The following is a 19,531-nucleotide window of genomic DNA, read 5'->3' as shown; positions in this document are numbered from 1 at the left end:
CGGCATCGGTGGTCAAGGCGGTGCTGGCGGCGACGGCTATGACGGGGTGACCGGATCGGGTCTGGTGACTCAGGGCACCGACGGCGGCGCCGGAGGCGCTGGCGGTCAGGGTGGCGATGCGACGACGGGTACCGCGGGAACAGGCGGCGGCGGCGGTCTCGGCGGTGCCGCCGGCACCGGTGGTGACGGTTCGGCCGGAAACGGCGGCGGCACCGGTGGTAACGGTGGCGCCGGCGGCTTCGGTGGCAACGGCGGTAACGCCACCGAGGGTGCTGGCATTGCGGGCGCTGGCGGTGCCGGAGCCAACGGCGGGACCGCGGGCAACGGTGGCACCGGTGCGGAAGGCCAGGCTGGCGGCGATGCCGGTAATGGTGGCTCCGGGGGTGCGGGCGGTGTCGGTGGCAACTCGGTTAACGGCCCCGCCGGTGACGGCGGTGCTGGCGGTGACGGCGCCGCGGGCGGTGTCGGTGGGATCGGCGGTGACGGCGGCCTCGGCGGTGACGGCGGCCTCGGCGGTGACGGCGGCCTCGGCGGTAATGGCGGGACCGCATCCGGCACAGGCACCGACGGTGCAGTCGGCGCTGGCGGCGACGCCGGATTTGGCGGTCACGGTGGCCAAGGTGGTGCGGGCACTGCGGACATCCCCGACGGCGGCCAGGGCGGTGCCGGCGGTGACAGCGGCGCCGAGGCGACCGGTGGTGCTGCCGCAAACGGCGGTGCCGGTGGTGCCGGTGGCGACGGCTGGGACTCTGACGACGCCGCACTCAACGGTGGCGTCGGAGGTGACGGCGGCCTTGGCGGCAACGCTTTGACCACCGGTGACGGCGGTATCGGTGGCGCGGGTGGCGCTGGTGGTGACGGCTACTCCGGTGCTGATGAGACCGGTGAAGCCGGGACCGACGGCGGCGCCGGTGGCGGCGGTGGCGCTGGCGGGTCCGCGGTCGACGGCACGGCCGGTGACGGCGGTGTCGGGGGCGCTGCTGGCGTCGGTGGTGCCGGTGGTTCCGGTGCGGCCGGAGAAGACGGTGGTGCCGGCGGCACGGGTGGCGACGGCGGTGTCGGCGGTATCGGAGGCCTCGCGACCGGTGTCGGCTCCGACGGTGCTGGCGGTGACGGCGGCGACGCGGGTGCTGGCGGTGCCGGCGGTGCCGGCGGTGCCGGCGACAGTGGCATAAACGCCGACGGCGGTGCGGGCGGTGCCGGTGGCGACGCCGGTACCGAAGGCTTGGGCGGCACCGGGGGTGCTGGCGACGGCGCCGATGGCGCTGCGGCCGACGCGGGCGCCGGTGGCGATGGCGGTGCCGGCTGGATTTCCGACGATCCCACCTTTGACGGTGGCGTCGGCGGTGCCGGCGGCACTGGCGGCGATGCACCCACCAGTGGTGCCGGCGGCAAGGGCGGCAACGGCGGTGCCGGTGGTGCGGGCTCGGACGGTGACATCACCGTCGTGGGCCTGGCAGCCGGCAGTCTCGGCGATGCGTCCAACGGTGGCGCCGGCGGCGACGGCGGTACGGGCGGAATTTCCGCGACGGGTGCTGGCGGTGTCGGCGGTGACGCCGGCGCGGGCGGCATCGGCGGCGATGGCGCCGACGGCAACGCGACCACCCCGGACGGTGGTTGGGGCGGTGCCGGTGGCAACGGCGGGATTGAGGGTGCCGGCGGCAGCGGCGCCGCCGACGGCCAGGCGGCTGACGGCGGAGCCGGCGGTGCCGGCGGTGCTGGCTGGAACTCCGACGACCCGCAGGTCGCTGGTGGTAACGGTGGATTTGGCGGTGCTGGCGGCAGCGCCCTCACCAGTGGTGACGGCGGCAAGAGCGGCAACGGCGGCGCCGGCGGTTCGGGTGCGGACGGGGACATCACCGTCATCGGTCAGACGACCGGCAATCTCGGCGATGCCTCCGACGGCGGCTACGGCGGCTGGGGCGGTATCGGCGGCTTCTCGGTTTCGGGAGCCGCGGGTGCCGGTGGGGACGCCGGGGCCGGTGGTGACGGCGGCGATGGTGCCGACGGCACCGAGGACACCCCGAATGCCGGCGCTGGCGGCGTCGGTGGTGACTCCGGCCTGGAAGGTATCGGTGGCCCACCCAACGGTTCGGACGGGCAGCCGGCTGACGCCGGTGCCGGCGGCCAGGGCGGTGCCGGTTGGGACTCGACCGATCCCGCGGTCGCGGGTGGTATCGGCGGTGACGGTGGCGACGGCGGCAACGCCTTCAGCTCCGGTGACGCCGGACAAGGCGGTAACGGTGGCGCCGGTGGCGACGGCGCGGGCGGCGACATCACCGCGGTTGGCCAGGCGACCGGCAATCTCGGAGACGGCTCCGACGGCGGTGCCGGTGGCACCGGCGGCAACAGCGGCGTTTCACTGGGCGGAGGACTTGAGCCTTTCGGGGGCAATGCGGGCGCCGGCGGATTGGGCGGTGAGGGTGCCGACGGCACCGCCACCACCCCGGCCGGTGGGGCCGGCGGCGACGGCGGCAACGCCGGAGACGGCGGCCTTAACGCCGACCTCGCCACCTTCAAGTTCCAGTCCGCCGCCGGCGGCAACGCGGGTGCAGGCGGCGAGGGCTGGGACTCGACCACTAGCGGTGCGGCCGGCGGCGCCGGCGGCGCCGGCGGTTCCGGTGGCGCGGGCGGCACGTCGCGCTTGCTCGGCGACGGTGGCGACGGTGGTGTCGGCGGCAACGGCGGTGACGGCTACGACGGCGACACCGCGGAGGACGGCACCACTGGCGGTGCCGGGGGAACCGGGGGCGGCGGCGGCGACTCGCTCGATGCAGGCGGTGCCGGTGCTTCCGGTGGTTCCGGTGGTGCCGGTGGCGACGGCGGCGAGAGCCTTCCCGACGGTATCGGTGGCGCCGCGGGCGACGGCGGCGAAGGCGGCGCGGGCGGAACTGGAGGTGCCACATTCTTCCAGGGCGTCGGCGGTGCCGGCGGTGACGGCGGAACCGGTGGTCTCGGCGGTTCCGGAGGCTCCGGTTCGCCCGACGGCGGCGACGGCGGGGCGGCCGGTGACGGCGGCGACGGTGGTGCCGGTGGCGCCGGTGGTGCCACCGCTGAAGCCACGGCCGGGGCGGGTGGCCTCGGCGGCAACGCGGGCGACGGTGGCACCGGCGGTGTCAGTGTTGCCGGCGGCGGTGCCGGCGGTGCGGGCGGTTCCGGAGGCGTTGGCGGTGCCGGCGGTGACGGCGGAGCGGTGTCGGACGTGCTGGCACTCGGCGGTAACGGAACCGCAGGCGACGGAGCTAACGGCGGCAACGCCGGGGCCGGCGGGATCGGCGGTGACGGTGCCGGCGGCGACGAGATCAACCCCGACGGCGGATCCGGTGGCGCCGGTGGCGACGCCGGTGAGGCCGGGGTCGGCGGCAACGCTGGAGATCCCGGTGTCAATGGCACACCCGGCGTGGACGGCGCTGACGGAACCGCATCCGACGGCGGTCGCGGCGGTGACGGCGGCAGCGGCCTAGATTCGGCCGAAGCCGGCGTGACCGGTGGCGTCGGCGGTGCCGGTGGCACCGGCGGTGCCGGTGGCGCAGAGGGCATCGGCGGTGCGGGCGGCGACGGCGGCAACGGTGGTGCTGGGTGGAGCTCCGACGATCCGGCTGAAGACGGGACCGACGGCGGTTCCGCTGGGCTCGGTGGCGACGGCGGCACTGCGGTCAACGGAACCGGTGGCAACGGTGGCCAGGGCGGCGACGGCGGTGCCGGCGGCGACGGTGCCTCCGGGGTTGTGGCAGGCGAGAGTGGCTCCAACGGCGGCGGCAGCGGCGACGGCGGTAACGGCGGTCAGCGTGGCGAGGCTACTGGTACCGGCACCGCAGGATCCGGTGGCATCGGCGGCAACGCCGGCACCGCCGGGATCGGTGGTGACGGTGTCGACGGTGACGCGAGCACCCCGAACGGTGGCTCTGGTGGTGCCGGTGGTGACGCCGGGAGCGAGGGTGCCGGTGGCAGCGGTGCCGCGGACGGTCAGGCGGCTGACGGTGGTGCCGGCGGCCAGGGCGGTGTCGGTTGGGACTCGATCGATCCCGCGGTCGCAGGTGGCCTCGGCGGTAACGGCGGGGCGGGCGGCAATGCCCTCGGCGCCGGTGACGGCGGCCAAGGCGGCTCCGGTGGATCGGGCGGCGAAGGCTTCAGCGCAGCGCCGGCCTCCGGTGACAACGGCACAGCCGGCGGTGACGGCGGCGTCGGCGGATCCGGCGGTGACGCGGTCGACGGCACCGCTGGTCTCGGCGGCACCGGCGGTGACGGCGGCGGCGGCGGGGTCGGCGGATCGGGCGCCGTAGGCGGCAACGACGGTGGTAACGGTGCGCTCGGCGGGGCTGGCGGTGCCGGCGGCGCCGGCGGCAACATCACCGGCACTGGCGTCAATGGCACCGGTGGCAACGGCGGTGACGCCGGTTCGGGCGGTGACGGCGGCGCTGGCGGTGCCGGAACGGTCTCCAATCCCGACGGTGGCGACGGCGGTGACGGGGCGCTGGCAGGGACCGCTGGAGTCGGCGGTGCAGCCGGCACCGGTGGATCGGGCGGCGGTGTCGGCACCGACGGAGACGACGGGTCCGACGGCGACGGCGGCGACGGCGGTGCGGGCTTCGGCTACGCGGCCGGAACCAACGGTGACGGCGGTGCCGGCGGCGACGGTGGCAACGCCGCCGGCGCAGGAACCGGCGGTGCGGGCGGGGCAGGTGGCTCGGGTAGCACGGTGCTCGCCGGAACCACCGCGAATGGTGGTGCCGGTGGAGCTGGCGGCGCCTCTGACGTCGGCGTAGCCGGGGCGGGCGGGGCCGGTGGTACCGCATCCGCCGAAGGGTCCGACGTGGTAGCCAACGGTGGCCTCGGTGGCGCTGGCGGCAGCGCCGATACCGACAACGGTGGAACTGCCGGTGCCGGTGGTGCCGGCGGCGACGCCGGGGCCCAGGGTTCGCAGTCCATCGCCAACGCCGGCGACGGCGGCGTGGGTGGTGCAGGCACCAGCAACCCGGGCGGCGGGACCGGCGGGGCCGGCGGGGGTGCGGTGTCGGACGGCACCAACTCCCAGGCCCTGGGCGGCGACGGTGGTGACGGCGGACTGGGACAGGGCGCTGGCGGTGCCGCTGGCGGTGCCACCGCCGCCGGTGCGGGATCCATCGCGGTGCCGGGCAGCCCGGGCAACCAGGGTGCGCTCGTCTAAGCGGCTGACGGACTGGGCCCCCTCCCGGTGGGAGGGGGCCCAGTCTGTTCCAGACCGTATCGACCCCCCGCGCAACTGAGTACGGTACGACCATGACCCCGGCCAACGGCGCGGTCGCGCACTGGTACACCCAGCTGCCGACCCCGCGCCCCGGACTTCCCGGCGACCGCGACGCCGACGTCTGCATCGTCGGCGCCGGCTACACCGGACTGTGGACCGCCTACTACCTCAAACAAGCCGACCCCGGCTTGCGAGTCACCCTGCTGGAAGCCCGCTTCGCCGGCTTCGGCGCCTCCGGGCGCAACGGCGGATGGCTGTCCGGTCTGCCGCCCGGACACCGCGGACTGCTGGCCAAGACCCACGGCCGCGGCAATGTGATCGCCTGGCAGCACCTGCTCAACGAGTCCGTCGACGAGGTGATCGGCGTCGCTGCCCGCGAAGGTATCGACGCCGACATCGTCAAGGGCGGCAACCTCGAGGTGGCCCGAAGCCCGGCCCAGGCCAGACGCCTACGCGCACAGGTCGACGACGACCGCCGCTGGGGGGTCGAGGACGTCGACATACTCACCGCCGACGAAGCACGCCAACGCGTCGACGTCGATAACCTCCTCCTCGGCGCATTCAACCCGCACTGCGCCCGCATCCAACCCGCCAAGCTGGCCCGCGGCCTGGCCGACGTCGTCGAACGCCTCGGCGCCACCGTCTACGAACAGACCCCCGTCACCGGCATCGAACCCGGCCGCGCGGTCACCCCGCAGGGAACCCTCCGGGCACCGGTGATCCTGCGCGCCACCGAGGGCTTCACCGCCCGCATGCCGGGACTGCGTCGCCGGTGGCTGCCGATGAACAGCGCAATGATCGCCACCGAACCTCTGCCGCAACAGGTTTGGGATGAGATCGGCTGGCGTCACTGCGAAACCCTGGGCGATCTGGCGCACGGCTTCTTCTACGCCCAGCGCACCGCCGACGGCCGCATTGCCCTGGGCGGTCGCGCGGTGCCCTACCGCTATGCCTCCGGTATCGACCGCGACGGCGCCGTCGGCCAGGACACCATCGACTACCTCACCGGCGTGCTGAACACCGTGCTGCCGCAGACCCGCGACGTGCCCGTCGCGCACGGTTGGTGCGGCGTGCTCGCCGTGCCCCGCGACTGGACCGCCGGTATCCGCCTCGACCCGGCCACCGGTCTGGGCGAGGCCGGCGGTTACGTCGGCCACGGCGTCACCGCCACCAACCTCGCCGGACGCACCCTGGCCGATCTGGTGCGGGGACGCAAAACCGATCTGACCGCCATGCCCTGGGTGAATCACCACTCGAAGACCTGGGAACCCGAACCGCTGCGCTGGCTCGGCGTCCGCGGCCTCTACACCGCCTACAAACTCGCCGACCGCCACGAAGCGCGCGGACGAGCCACCACCTCGCCGATCGCGGCCCTGGCCGACCGAATCACCGGACGCCCGTAGCGATGTCGGTCCGCCGCACCCTGACATTCCCGGGGCCGGCCAACCCCGGCCACACCCTCGCCCCGCACCGGCGTGGCCCGGGCGACCCCTGCCTGCAGATCATCGACGGCGTCATCTGGCGCACCAGCCTGCAGCGCGCCGGCCCGGTGACCGCCCGCATCACCCGCACCGCGCCCGACACGGTGGACTGCCAGGCCTGGGGCGAGGGGGCCGACGAATTCTGCGACAACCTGCCTGCCCTGCTCGGTGCCGACGACGACGCCACCGGGTTCCGTCCCCAACACCGCACCGTCGCCCTGGCCCGCCAACGCGTCCCGCATCTGCGCATCGGCCGCACCGGCCGGGTGCTCGAGGCGCTCATCCCCGCCGTCCTCGAACAGCGGGTCCAGGGCATCGACTCGTTCCGGTCCTGGCGGCTGCTGGTCACCAAATACGGCAGCCCCGCCCCCGGACCCGCCCCGGAACGCATGCGGGTCCCGCCGCCGGCGCAGGTATGGCGAACCATCCCGTCCTGGGAGTTTCACCGCGCCAACGTCGATCCGGGCCGCGCCCGCACCATCATCGGCTGCGCCACCCGCGCGCAGGCCCTGGAACGCATCACCACCGGCGAGCCGCTGACCTCGTTGCCCGGGGTCGGCGTCTGGACCGCCGCCGAAACCGCTCAGCGTGCCCTCGGTGACGCCGACGCACTCTCCGTCGGCGACTACCACCTGTCGACCATGATCGGCTGGACGCTGCTGGGCCGTCCCATCGACGACGACGCCATGGTGGAACTTCTGGAGCCCATGCGCCCACACCGCTACCGGGTGGTCCGACTGCTGGAGGTCAGCCGACTGGCGCTCCTGCCGCGCCGCGGGCCCCGCCTGCCGGTGCAGCGCATCAGCCGATTGTGAGACTTTGCCCGCCGCGGATCAGTCCTCGACGAACGTGCTCTCCAGCGCCGCATCGCGCACGGGCCGGTCGGCCAGTTCCTCTTTGCGGCCGAACAGCAGCGGGTAGAGCACACCCGCCAGTGCCGCCCCGGCCAGCGGAGCCAGCCAGAACAACCACAGCTGTCCGGGGGCACCGGCGGCGTTGAAGAACGCGACACCGGTGGAGCGGGCCGGGTTGACCGAGGTGTTGGAGATCGGGATCGAGATCAGGTGGATCAGCGTCAGGCACAGCCCGATCGACAGCCCGGCGAAACCCTTGGGTGCCCGGTCATCGGTGGAGCCCAGGATCACCATCAGGAAGACGAAGGTGAGCAGCACCTCGGCGATCAGCACCGCACCCATCGAGTACAGGAACGGCGAGTTCTCGCCGTAGCCGTTGGCCGCCATGTTGCCCACCGCGTTCCACTTCGGCCGGCCCTTGGCGATCGTGTACAGCAGCCCACCGGCGACCAAGCCGCCGAGCACCTGCGCCAGCCAGTAGCCCGGCACCGCGGCCCACTCGACCCGCTTGGCGATCGCCGCCCCGAGGGTGACAGCCGGGTTGAAATGGCCGCCGGAGATCACGCCGAAGGCGTACACGCCGGTCAGCACGGTCAGGCCGAACGCCAGGGACACCCCCAGGAAGCCGATCCCGACCGAACCGTCGCCCGCCGGGTTGGCGGCATAGATGGCGGCACCGCAGCCGCCGAACACCAGCCAGAAGGTACCGATGAACTCCGCCGTCAGGCGGTGCGACATCGTAGGGGCAGTCATCCAGACTCCTCACTGCGCTAATCACTGCTCGAACGTCCGCCACGATTGTTTTCGGACGAGTGCTGCAAACCTTCTCACCCAGCGGTACCGGTTCGCATCGGGTTTTGCTGAATCTCCATCTGATCGAGATGTCGGCACTCGGCCGTCGCGCCCCCCAATGATTTAGGACACCCTAAGTTGGCAATTCGTCGCAGCGTGCATATCGTTTTGGTACCTGTCGATGCCAGTGGTCAGCCGACCCCGCATCGGCACTTCAATTCAGGGCCGCCGTTCACCGACGCACGGAGGAACCCCGACGGTGCGCGGCGTGCCCGTCGCAACATGCCGCCGCGGGACATGTGAAGGGTCAGGTGCGTATGCCCACCAGTGTCGGGCTTTACAACCCCAGCTACGAGCACGACGCGTGCGGCGTCGCGATGGTTGTCGACATGCACGGCCGTCGCAGTCGCGCCATCGTCGATCACGCCATCACAGCGCTGCTCAACCTGGAGCACCGCGGCGCCGCCGGGGCTGAGCAGCACAGCGGCGACGGCGCCGGCATCATGATCCAGGTTCCGGACTCATTTCTGCGCGCCGTCTGCGACTTCGATCTGCCCGACGAGGGTTCGTACGCAACCGGTATCGCCTTCCTGCCGCAGTCTGCACGCGACGCCGCCTTGGCCGTGGAGGGCGTGGAGAAGATCGTCGAGGCCGAGGGCCTGACCGTGCTCGGCTGGCGTGAGGTGCCCACCGACGACTCCTCGCTGGGCGCGCTCGCCCGCGACGCCATGCCGACGTTCAAGCAACTCTTCATCGGCTGGGGCGAGGGCAGCGACGGGATGGACCCGAGCATCTCCGGTATGGAACTGGAGCGCCGGGCGTATGTGATCCGCAAGCGCGCCGAGCACGAACTGGGCACCAAGGGCCCCGGGCAGGACGGCCCCGGACGCGAAACCGTCTATTTCCCAAGTCTTTCCGGCAAGACCCTGATCTACAAGGGCATGCTGACCACCCCGCAGCTCAAAGCCTTTTACGTCGACCTGCAGGACGAGCGGATGGAAAGCGCGCTGGGCATCGTGCACTCGCGGTTCTCAACCAACACCTTCCCGTCCTGGCCGCTGGCGCACCCGTTCCGCCGGATCGCCCACAACGGCGAGATCAACACCGTCACCGGCAACGAGAACTGGATGCGCGCGCGTGAGGCGCTGATCTCTCCGGACGCCTTCGGTGGCGACGTGGAGAAGATCTTCCCGGTCTGCACGCCGGGCGCCTCGGACAGTGCCCGCTTCGACGAGGTTCTCGAACTGCTGCACCTCGGTGGCCGCAGCCTGCCGCATGCGGTGCTGATGATGATCCCGGAGGCCTGGGAGCGCAACGAGGACATGGACCCGGCCCGGCGGGCGTTCTACGCCTACCACTCCGCGCTCATGGAGCCGTGGGACGGCCCGGCCTCGGTGTGCTTCTCCGACGGCACCGTTGTCGGCGCGGTCCTGGACCGCAACGGCCTTCGCCCGTCGCGCATCTGGGTCACCGACGACGGTCTGGTGGTGATGGCCTCCGAAGCCGGCGTGCTCGATCTGGACCCCGCCCGGGTGGTCAAGCGGATGCGGCTTCAGCCGGGCCGGATGTTCCTGGTGGACACCGCTCGCGGCCGGATCGTCTCCGACGAGGAGATCAAGGCCGAACTGGCCGCCGAACATCCCTACGCCGAATGGCTGGCCTCCGAGCAGTTCCACCTCGACGACCTGCCGCAGGGCCCCTACATCCGGATGCCGCATCACCGGGTCGTGTTGCGCCAGCAGGCGTTCGGATTCACCTACGAGGAGCTCAACCTCCTGGTGGCGCCGATGGCGCGCACCGGCGCCGAGCCGATCGGCTCGATGGGCACCGACACCCCGATCGCGGTGCTGTCGTCGCGGCCGCGCATGCTCTACGACTACTTCCAGCAGTTGTTCGCCCAGGTGACCAACCCGCCACTGGACGCCATCCGTGAGGAGGTCGTCACCAGCCTGCAGGCCACTCTCGGCCCGGAGGCCGACCTGCTCAACCCGACCCCCGAGTCGTGCCACCAGATCCTGCTGCCGCATCCGATTCTGCGTAATCACGAACTGGCCAAACTGGTCAACCTCGACCCCGACGATGAGGTGAACGGCCACCGGCACGGAATGCGCGCGGCCATCATCAGCTGCCTCTACCCCGTCGCCAAGGGCGGGGCCGGGTTGCGTCGCGCCCTCGACGACATCCGGGCCGAGGCCTCCAAGGCGATCGCCGGCGGTGCGCGGATCCTGATCTTGAGCGACCGCGAGTCGAGCATGACCATGGCGCCGATCCCATCGCTGCTCTCGGTGGCCGCCGTGCACCACCACCTGGTGCGCCAGCGCACCCGCACCCAGGTCGGCTTGGTGGTCGAATCCGGGGACGCCCGCGAGGTGCACCACATGGCGATGCTGATCGGCTTCGGGGCCGGGGCGATCAACCCCTACATGGCCTTCGAGTCGATCAGCGACATGATCGACCGCGGTGTGATCGACGGGATCGACCGCGACAAGGCGCTGAACAACTACATCAAGGCCGCCGGCAAGGGCGTGTTGAAGGTGATGTCGAAGATGGGCATCTCCACGGTGGCCTCCTACACCGGCGCGCAACTGTTCCAGGCGATCGGCATCTCGCAGAAGGTGCTCGACGAATACTTCACCGGCCTGGCCTGCCCGGTCGGCGGGATCGACCTCGACGACATCGCCGCCGACGTCGCCGCCCGTCACCAACTGGCCTACCTGGACCGGCCCGACGAGCGTGCGCACCGTGAACTGGAGGTCGGCGGGGAGTACCAGTGGCGCCGCGAGGGCGAATACCACCTGTTCAACCCGGACACGGTTTTTAAACTCCAACACTCAACTCGTACCGGGCAGTACTCGATATTCAAGGAGTACACCGAGCTCATCGACAACCAGAGTGAGCGCATCGCCTCGTTGCGCGGCCTGCTGAAGTTCAAGGAGGGTGTCCGCCCGCCGGTGCCGATCGAGGAGGTCGAATCGGCCGGCGAGATCGTCAAGCGATTCTCCACCGGCGCGATGAGCTACGGCTCCATCTCCGCTGAGGCCCACGAGACGCTGGCCATCGCGATGAACCGTCTTGGTGGGCGGTCGAATTCGGGCGAGGGTGGTGAAGCCGTCAGCCGCTTCGAGCGCGATCCCAACGGCGACTGGCGCCGCAGTGCCATCAAGCAGGTCGCCTCCGGGCGGTTCGGCGTGACCAGCAACTACCTGACCAACTGCACCGACATCCAGATCAAGATGGCTCAGGGAGCCAAACCCGGTGAGGGCGGCCAGCTTCCGGGCCACAAGGTCTACCCGTGGGTGGCTGAGGTGCGCCACTCCACACCCGGTGTAGGCCTGATCTCACCGCCGCCGCACCACGACATCTACTCGATCGAGGACCTGGCGCAGCTGATCTACGACCTGAAGAACGCCAACCCGTCGGCTCGGATTCACGTGAAACTGGTGAGCGAGAACGGGGTTGGCACCGTCGCGGCGGGGGTGTCCAAGGCGCACGCCGACGTGGTGCTGATCTCCGGGCACGACGGCGGCACCGGCGCGACGCCGCTGACGTCGATGAAGCACGCCGGCGCGCCATGGGAACTCGGCCTGGCCGAGACCCAGCAGACCCTGCTGCTCAACGGACTTCGCGACCGGATCGTCGTGCAGGTCGACGGCCAACTCAAGACCGGCCGCGACGTGGTCATCGCCGCCCTGCTGGGTGCCGAGGAGTTCGGTTTCGCCACCGCGCCTCTGGTGGTGTCGGGCTGCATCATGATGCGGGTCTGCCACCTTGACACCTGTCCGGTCGGGGTGGCCACCCAGAACCCGGTGCTGCGCGAACGCTTCACCGGCCAGCCGGAATTCGTCGAGAATTTCTTCCTGTTCATCGCCGAAGAGGTTCGCGAGTTCATGGCCAAGCTGGGCTTCCGCACCGTCAACGAGATGGTCGGCCAGGTCAGTGCGCTGGACACCAGTCGCGCGGCCGCGCACTGGAAGGCCCACAAGCTGGATCTGGCCCCGGTTCTGCATGAGCCGAACTCGGCGTTCATGAACCAGGATCTGTACTGCAGTTCCCGCCAGGACCACGGACTGGACAAGGCACTCGATCAGCAGTTGATCGCGCAGAGTCGCGAAGCGCTGGATTCGGGTAGGCCGGTCTGCTTCTCGATGAAGATCTCCAACACCAACCGGACCGTGGGCACCATGCTCGGACATGAGGTGACCAAGGCCCACGGCGGGGACGGTCTGCCCGACGGCACCATCGACATCACGTTCGAAGGCTCGGCCGGCAACAGTTTCGGTGCGTTCGTGCCGCGCGGCATCACACTGCGGGTCTACGGCGACGCCAACGACTATGTCGGCAAGGGCCTGTCCGGCGGGCGGATCGTGCTGCGTCCCTCCGACGACGCACCGCAAGGTTATGTGGCCGAGGACAACATCATCGGCGGCAACGTGATCCTCTTCGGTGCCACCAGCGGTGAGGCGTTCATCCGCGGGACGGTGGGGGAGCGGTTCGCGGTGCGCAACTCCGGCGCGCACGCGGTGGTCGAGGGCGTGGGCGACCACGGCTGCGAATACATGACCGGCGGCCGGGTGGTGATCCTGGGGTCGACCGGACGCAACTTCGCCGCCGGCATGTCCGGCGGGATCGCGTTCGTCTACGACCCGCAGGGACAGTTGCCGGCCAACCTCAACAGCGAGATGGTGGACCTCGAGGGTCTCGGCGACGACGACCTCGAGTGGCTGCACGGAATCCTGGTGGCACACCGCGATGCCACTGACTCGGCTGTGGCGCAACGCATTCTGGCCGATTGGCCACGACAGGCAGGGGATTTCGTGAAGGTGATGCCACGCGATTACAAGCGTGTTCTTGAGGCGATCGCCGAGGCGGAGCGAACCGGCGCCGATGTGGACGAGGCGATCATGGGGGCCTCCCGTGGCTGATCCCAGTGGCTTCATGAAGTACCCGCGCCGCGAGACACCCAAGCGGCGGCCCGTTCCACTGCGTCTGCGCGACTGGAACGAGGTCTATGAGGACTTCGACCATGAGGCCTTGCAGCATCAGGCCGCCCGCTGCATGGACTGCGGAATCCCGTTCTGCCACAACGGCTGCCCGCTGGGTAATCTCATCCCGGAGTGGAACGACCTGGTCTACCAGGATCGGTGGAGAGACGCGATCGAGCGGCTGCATGCCACCAACAACTTCCCGGAGTTCACCGGTCGGCTGTGCCCGGCGCCGTGTGAGGCGTCCTGCGTGCTGGGTATCAACGCCGATCCGGTGACCATCAAGCAGGTCGAGGTCGAGATCATCGACAACGCCTGGGACGAGGGCTGGGTGAAGCCGGCCCGGCCGCACCTGGTGACGGGCAAGTCGGTGGCTGTCGTCGGCTCCGGTCCGGCCGGTCTGGCCGCCGCCCAGCAGTTGACCCGCGCCGGCCACGACGTGACGGTATTCGAGCGCGCCGACCGCATCGGCGGGCTGCTGCGCTACGGCATCCCGGAATTCAAGATGGAGAAGCGCCACATCGACCGGCGCCTGGAGCAGATGCGGGCTGAGGGCACCAAGTTCGAGGCCGGTGTCAACGTCGGAGTGGACGTCACCGCCGAGGAACTGCGCGAGCGTTTCGACGCCGTCGTGCTGGCCGGCGGCGCCACCGACTGGCGTGACCTGCCCATCCCGGGCCGGCAGTTCGAGGGCATCTATCAGGCTATGGAATATCTGCCGTGGGCCAACAAGGTGGCCGTCGGCGATCTGGACGACACCCCGATCACCGCTAAGGGTAAGCGCGTGATCATCATCGGCGGCGGCGACACCGGGGCGGACTGCCTGGGCACCGCGCACCGCCAGGGCGCGGCCAGCGTGCACCAGTTCGAGATCATGCCGCGCCCGCCGGAGGAGCGGGCCGACTCCACCCCGTGGCCGACCTACCCGCTTCAGTACCGGGTGTCCTCGGCGCATGAGGAGGGTGGCGAACGGGTGTTCTCGGTGAACACCGAACGTTTCCTGGGCGCCGATGGCAAGGTCACCGGCCTACGCGCGCATGAGGTCGTGATGAAAGACGGCAGGTTCGAGAAGGTCGCGGGCAGCGACTTCGAGCTTGAATCGGACATCGTGTTCCTCGCCATGGGCTTCGTCGGGGCGGAGAAGCCCGGCCTGCTCACCGACCTCGGCGTCGACCTCACCGATCGCGGCAACGTCGCCCGTAATGCGGACTTCGAGACCTCGGTGCCCGGGGTCTTCGTCGCCGGCGATATGGGCCGCGGGCAGTCGTTGATCGTCTGGGCGATCGCCGAGGGACGCGCCGCGGCCGCCGGTGTGGATCGCTATCTGATGGGTCACTCAGCGCTCCCGGCGCCGATTTCGCCGTCCGCCGCACCGCAACGTTAGTAACTTCCGTCACATTAGTAACAGCGTTGTGCGGCGTGTCGACGTCGCTGTCGCGCGTAAAGAGGCTCTAATTGCTCAGGTGGGGAGGGCGCGGTAACGTGCTCCCCGGGTTGCCAATGCTGTCGACCGCAGGAGAGATCCGCGTGTATCACAATAATCCCATCTCGACGCCGCTACTGCGGACCCGTGTCGGCCGGATCGCCTGGTCCCTGCTGGCGCATCCGGTGAAAAGCCGGGAGTTCCCCGCCAGGCATGAACGCCTCGTCACCCCCGACGAATTGATGCGCTACGGGTTCTGAGCCTCATCAATTCTGCGTCCAGATCGCGTTTTCGGTCGAAGTGCCGATCTAGGCGCAGACTCGATGCACTGCCCGCCCCTAACTGCTAGGTCGGCCGCCAGAGCCCCGAGTCCCGGATCGCCTCGGCCAGTGGCTCCATGACCGATGGGTCATAGGGCAGCGGCAGGTACACGATCGCCAGATCCAACCCCTCGGCGCCTAGCGCGATGGCGTCCTCGATGACCCCGCGATAGCCCCGCTCCGGAGCGAGCCGAATGTGCGCGGAGAGCATGATCTCCTTTGGATTGCGGCCGACAGCGGCGCAGTGGGCTTTCAGCACGTCGCGCTTGCGGGCGAATTCCGCCGGCGTACCGCCGACGAAGTTCCAGTGCTGGGCGTACTTCGCGGTGATGCGCAACGTGCGCTTCTCCCCGTTGCCGCCGATGCAGATCGGCGGGTGCGGTTGCTGCGGGCCCTTGGGCGCATTGCGCGCCGCGATGAGCGAGAAGTACTCACCGTCGAAGTCGAAGGTCTCCTGGCTCAGCAGTCCGATGAGCACTTGGCAGGCTTCCTCGAACCGGTCGAATCGCTCTGTTAGCGTGCCCAATTCGATGCCGTAGGCGGCGGATTCTTCTTCGTTCCAGCCCGCGCCGATACCCAGTTCCAAGCGTCCTCCGGAGATGATGTCCAACGCGGCCGCCATATTCGCGAGCACGGCGGGATGCCGGTGATGAATTCCCGTCACCAGCGTGCCCAGCCGCAGCCGGGAGGTGGCCTGGGCCAGCGCGGTCAGCGTGGTCCAACCCTCCAGGCACGGCCCGGTCGGATCGGAGAAGATCGGGTAGAAGTGGTCGAACGTCCAGCCGGACTCGTAGACCTCGATCTCGTCAGCGGCCCGCCAGACCGCCAGCATGTCGGCCCACGGGGTGTTCTGCGTGGCGGTCTTGAAGGCGAATCGCACCCCCGTAAGCCTAGGGGCGAGCTCTAGCGGACTGCCACCATTACCCGCCGCGGCGGGTGGGGCCGGATGCGGCCGGCGCCGGCGCATCGCGATCCGGCAGATGAGCGCGCCCCGACTCGCCGCAGTAGGCGGGTCGTCGGTCCGTAACTGGTAGGCGACGTGATGGCGGCCATGGCGAACAGCAGAGCGATCCCCACATGGGTGAGTTGCCGTTGCTGGATGGAGATGGTGCTGTACGTGGCTGAAGCTTTCCCACCCGGCCTGACCTCACAAACCTCAGACAAGTTATGTGAATCAGCAAATAACTGAGCTTATCCCCGTTGCCCGCCGCGGCCGGCCGTCTCACGGGTCCCGATGGGCGACGGGGGCGAGATCACCGGGCCCTCCGAGCGACCGCGGAGAGGTCTGCGCCGAGGTTGCTCGACACCGAACCGGCACGGGCCCCGCTTCCCGATCTGGGGGTGAATTGACGCAGCTAGAAAGCCATGATCATACTGTTCCGATGCAAGAGCAGCCCGGCGCTTCGGGGCTTAGCGACAGGGAGATCGTGGACGCGGTGCTGCGTGATCTCGCCGAGGCGGCCGATCGGTGGGAAGCGCTCGTCGCCGAGGCGGAAACGGTCACCTACAGCGTCGATATGGGCGATATTCGGGCCGTCGCGGACTCCGATGGCAAACTTGTCGACCTCGTTCTGCACCCCGCGGTGACAACCCACTACACGCATGTGGAGTTGGCGGAGCGGATGAATACCGCCTTCGCTGCGCTTAGGGCTGAGGTCGAGGAGGACTATCAGGCCCGGTACGGGGGCGAGCTCGGATGAACCGGGGACGACGCCCATGCCACTGAACCTCTCCAACAGGGACCAGACCTCTGGTCATGTCTTCTACAACCGCAGACTGCGCGCGGCGATTACCCGTTTCTCAGTACGGATGCGCCATGAGTTTTACTCGCTCGTGGAACGCCACCACGACGGCCGGCCCGACATGATCGGAATGGAAGCGGTCAACCAGCTCCTGGTCGCCCTTGAGTTGCACCGCTTCGACTTCTGCTTCATCGGTGCCGGTTATGAACGGGAAGTCGACGACTTCTTGAAGGTAAACCCCGGTCTGGCAGGACGTTTCAATCGCAAACTTCGGTTCGAGTCCTATAGCCCTGAAGATCTGGTCGAGATCGCGGTCCGTTACGGGGGTCCGCGCGCCACGGTGCTGGACACCCAGGCCCGGGAGGCACTCAACGTCGCCTGCCGACAGCTACGCGGCTATATCGCCCCCGACGGAGTGCACGGCATCGACCTCATGCAGAACGGCCGGTTCGCCCGCAACATCGTGGAACGTGCTGAAAGGCTCCGGGATTCACGGGTCGCAGCGCAAAACCGCACCGACAGCGAGTCGGTCACCGTCGCCGACCTGAAGACCCTGCGAACCCAGGACATCATTGCCGCAGTGGCCGATGCCTGCGCGGAGAAGCACGTCCCAATCATACTGTGAAGCGAGCACACGAATGTGCCTCCTGTGCAGCGATTTAGCGGAATACAGCGGCATAGCCCGCACGCTCGGTGCTACCCGCCGGCCTGGACCCGGCTGAACCTCTCCAATTGGGTGGGCGGCCCATCCACCGGTGGCGGCGGAAGCACCAGCGACACGCCGTCGATGACGCGCACCACATTGCGCGTCGCCCGGTCGAAGTTCAAAGTTCCGTGCTGGAAGTTCTGCACGATCCATTCCGGTTCGGCGATCTCGCCGCTGGTCGGCAGGCCCAGGGCACCGCGCTCGTAGCCCAGCGAGGCCCAGGCGGTGTAGATGGCACCGGTCAGCGGTTGAGCACCGGTTTCCGGCGACCAGTACATCGCGCCGCGCTCGAAGGTCGCGTACCGGGCGGTGCCGTCGGCAGCAGCCTCCAGCGAGGTGGGCTTGCCCAGCGCATTCTTCTCGCCGCCGTCGGCTTCCCAGCGCGCTAGGATCGCCCCACCCTGCAGCGACTCGGTGACGTCGGGTGGACCGTTGAAAGCTGCTGCCAGCCTGCGGATTTCATCGAGGAGGCCGTAGGCGGCGTCACCCGGACACTCGGTGTTGCCCACGTCGCGGTGGGCGAAGATATCCGGCAGTGTGACCACCTGCCCGCCGGGGACCACGGTGTGGGCCCCGCCGGCGGACATCAGTTTGACGTTGCCCTTCGGGTCCACTTTGTCCAGGCTCAACCGCCAGCCGATCAGTCGGCCTGCTGTCTTGACCATGATGTCCGACGGCGCTTCGTCTTCGAAGTCGCCGATCAGCGACACCCCCCATACGTCCTGGTTGAAGCCGCCGGTGTGAGAACCCATGACGTCCTTGGTGATTCCGCCGGCGCGGCCTTCGAAGACCTGTCCGTACTTGTCCACCAGGGCGTTGTAGGCGATGTCGCACCACCCCAGGGTCATGGTGTGGTAGGCGTAGATCGACCGCATGATGGCTGCGGAGTCCTCGGGGGCGTAGTTGTTCCCGGTGGCCGTGTGGTGCACCACGGCCGCTCGCAATCCGGGTCCGTACAGCGGTCCGCCGCAGCGCATTCCGGACCCTGCCCCCCAGTCGGCCCGGCTGATGATGTTCGGCGGCTGCCCCGGGCCCAGGGTTGCGGTGGGAGGCGTCCATTGCCGTTCGACGGGAGCCTTCGGCGGGGAGATCAGCACCGCCGACAAGTTCTGCGCCAGGGAGTGCTCGGCATTGGCCGGCACGTAGCCCAGGTCCCGGCCGGCGTCCAGGCCACTGTCCGGTGGCGCGGTGGTGACCGCTGCATTCTCCGGACGGGTGACCGCAATCTGCACGGCCGTCGTCTCTCCGACGTAGATCGGGTCATGGCCGCGCACTCCGCCGCCGTGTTGATCGGCGACGTGCATGGCGTGGCTGTCGTACCAGGGTCCCCACGATCGGTCGCGTTGCTTGGCCCGCACCCGTGCGGTGGTTCCGGTCAGGTCCGACCCGGTCAGCGCGACCATTGAAAATGGTGTGTCCTGACTGATCTCGCGGATCGTCTCGCCGCCGCCGACGCCGGTCAGGGGCTGATGTACCAGAACGGTGTCCTCGGCGCGGACGGGGTCGCGGCCGAAATCCGGCACTCCGTTGATCGCCAGCGGAGCGACGATCACTGTCGCCGCGATTGCGGTGTACAGAATCGTCGGCGCTGGGCGGGACGGCACAGCGGTGATGTTACGTATGTGCTGTCTGGTGCCAGCGTTACGACACGGACAATTGGCAACTATTGAGCCGGCTGTGACTTATGAGCATGCAACGGCACCGCAGGTGCCTCACCTGCGGTGCCGTTTGGGTGCAAGTCCTCCCGAGTCGTCTCAGCCGATCGGCGGGATGGCCCCGGCTGCTTCGACCGCAGGTGCAGCGGCCGCGGGCGCAGCAGCGGCGGCCGGTCCTGCGTTCTGGATGGCCTGTTGCAGGCCCGGCACAACGACGCCCTTGAGTAAGTCGATGGCCTGGCCGACGCCGAGCTGATTGGCCGCGCTGCTCAGGTCGCCGATGATGCCTCCCGAGGCCGGCGCGGGCGCAACGGGCAGTCCGATCGCCGGATCACCCAGGATGGGGTAC

10 protein-coding genes and 3 pseudogenes are annotated in these 19,531 nt (G+C 69.6%); 9 read left to right on the top strand and 4 right to left on the bottom strand.

Annotation, left to right across the window (positions count from 1 at the left end; genetic code table 11):
• The 3 genes from ADBZ5N_RS09305 to ADBZ5N_RS09295 form a co-directional block, all read left to right on the top strand.
• A partial coding sequence (locus ADBZ5N_RS09305; RefSeq protein ID WP_526257203.1) for a PE family protein occupies positions 1 to 5,167 on the top strand: 5,167 nt, incomplete at its 5' end.
• Positions 5,168 to 5,259: 92 nt separating this feature from the next.
• Positions 5,260 to 6,630: an NAD(P)/FAD-dependent oxidoreductase gene (locus ADBZ5N_RS09300; RefSeq protein ID WP_526257202.1), complete on the top strand. Its 1,371-nt coding sequence runs from the start codon at positions 5,260 to 5,262 to the stop codon at positions 6,628 to 6,630.
• A gap of 2 nt (positions 6,631 to 6,632) precedes the next feature.
• The gene (locus tag ADBZ5N_RS09295; protein ID WP_526257201.1) at positions 6,633 to 7,523 is read left to right on the top strand and encodes a DNA-3-methyladenine glycosylase family protein; all 891 of its coding nucleotides are present in this window, start codon (positions 6,633 to 6,635) and stop codon (positions 7,521 to 7,523) included.
• 18 nt (positions 7,524 to 7,541) lie between these two features.
• On the opposite strand, the gene aqpZ is transcribed toward ADBZ5N_RS09295, so the two are convergent.
• A complete protein-coding gene (gene aqpZ / locus ADBZ5N_RS09290; protein WP_526257200.1) occupies positions 7,542 to 8,315 on the bottom strand; it encodes an aquaporin Z in 774 nt (257 codons plus the stop codon).
• A 356-nt stretch (positions 8,316 to 8,671) separates the two neighbouring features.
• On the opposite strand from aqpZ, the gene gltB reads away from it, so the two are divergent.
• The 3 genes from gltB (at position 8,672) to ADBZ5N_RS09275 (ending at position 15,019) form a co-directional block, all read left to right on the top strand.
• Entirely contained in the window at positions 8,672 to 13,276 is a 4,605-nt protein-coding gene (gltB, locus tag ADBZ5N_RS09285; protein WP_526257199.1) for a glutamate synthase large subunit, read from the top strand.
• On the top strand, positions 13,269 to 14,720 hold the full coding sequence (gltD, locus tag ADBZ5N_RS09280; RefSeq protein ID WP_526257198.1) for a glutamate synthase small subunit: 1,452 nt from the start codon (positions 13,269 to 13,271) through the stop codon (positions 14,718 to 14,720). Before gltB ends, gltD begins: the two co-directional genes overlap by 8 nt.
• A 143-nt stretch (positions 14,721 to 14,863) precedes the next feature.
• The gene (locus ADBZ5N_RS09275) at positions 14,864 to 15,019 is read left to right on the top strand and encodes a hypothetical protein (RefSeq protein ID WP_526257197.1); all 156 of its coding nucleotides are present in this window, start codon (positions 14,864 to 14,866) and stop codon (positions 15,017 to 15,019) included.
• An 85-nt stretch (positions 15,020 to 15,104) separates the two neighbouring features.
• Here ADBZ5N_RS09275 and ADBZ5N_RS09270 read toward each other — a convergent pair whose 3' ends face one another.
• Positions 15,105 to 15,959 (bottom strand): LLM class F420-dependent oxidoreductase, encoded by an 855-nt coding sequence (locus tag ADBZ5N_RS09270; protein ID WP_526257196.1) that lies wholly within the window; start codon positions 15,957 to 15,959, stop codon positions 15,105 to 15,107.
• A gap of 502 nt (positions 15,960 to 16,461) precedes the next feature.
• Here ADBZ5N_RS09270 and ADBZ5N_RS09265 point away from each other — a divergent pair.
• The 3 genes and pseudogenes from ADBZ5N_RS09265 to ADBZ5N_RS09255 all read left to right on the top strand — a co-directional run.
• Positions 16,462 to 16,779: a DUF2710 family protein gene (locus tag ADBZ5N_RS09265; RefSeq protein ID WP_526257195.1), complete on the top strand. Its 318-nt coding sequence runs from the start codon at positions 16,462 to 16,464 to the stop codon at positions 16,777 to 16,779.
• Between the two features lie 16 nt (positions 16,780 to 16,795).
• Positions 16,796 to 16,900: pseudogene (locus ADBZ5N_RS09260) on the top strand (hypothetical protein); the annotation flags it as partial.
• Positions 16,898 to 17,446: pseudogene (locus ADBZ5N_RS09255) on the top strand (type VII secretion AAA-ATPase EccA); the annotation flags it as partial. The pseudogenes ADBZ5N_RS09260 and ADBZ5N_RS09255, both read left to right, overlap by 3 nt.
• 71 nt (positions 17,447 to 17,517) lie before the next feature.
• On the opposite strand, the gene ADBZ5N_RS09250 reads toward ADBZ5N_RS09255, so the two are convergent.
• Together ADBZ5N_RS09250 and ADBZ5N_RS09245 are read right to left on the bottom strand one after the other, a co-directional pair.
• Positions 17,518 to 19,131 (bottom strand): N-acetylmuramoyl-L-alanine amidase, encoded by a 1,614-nt coding sequence (locus tag ADBZ5N_RS09250; protein ID WP_526257194.1) that lies wholly within the window; start codon positions 19,129 to 19,131, stop codon positions 17,518 to 17,520.
• A 150-nt stretch (positions 19,132 to 19,281) separates the two neighbouring features.
• Positions 19,282 to 19,531 (bottom strand): annotated as a pseudogene (locus ADBZ5N_RS09245) (hypothetical protein); the annotation flags it as partial.

Source organism: Mycobacterium sp. (assembly GCF_044370595.1).
In the GTDB taxonomy this organism is placed as follows: Bacteria; Actinomycetota; Actinomycetes; order Mycobacteriales; family Mycobacteriaceae; genus Mycobacterium.
This window is presented reverse-complemented; position numbering and strand designations above follow the sequence as displayed.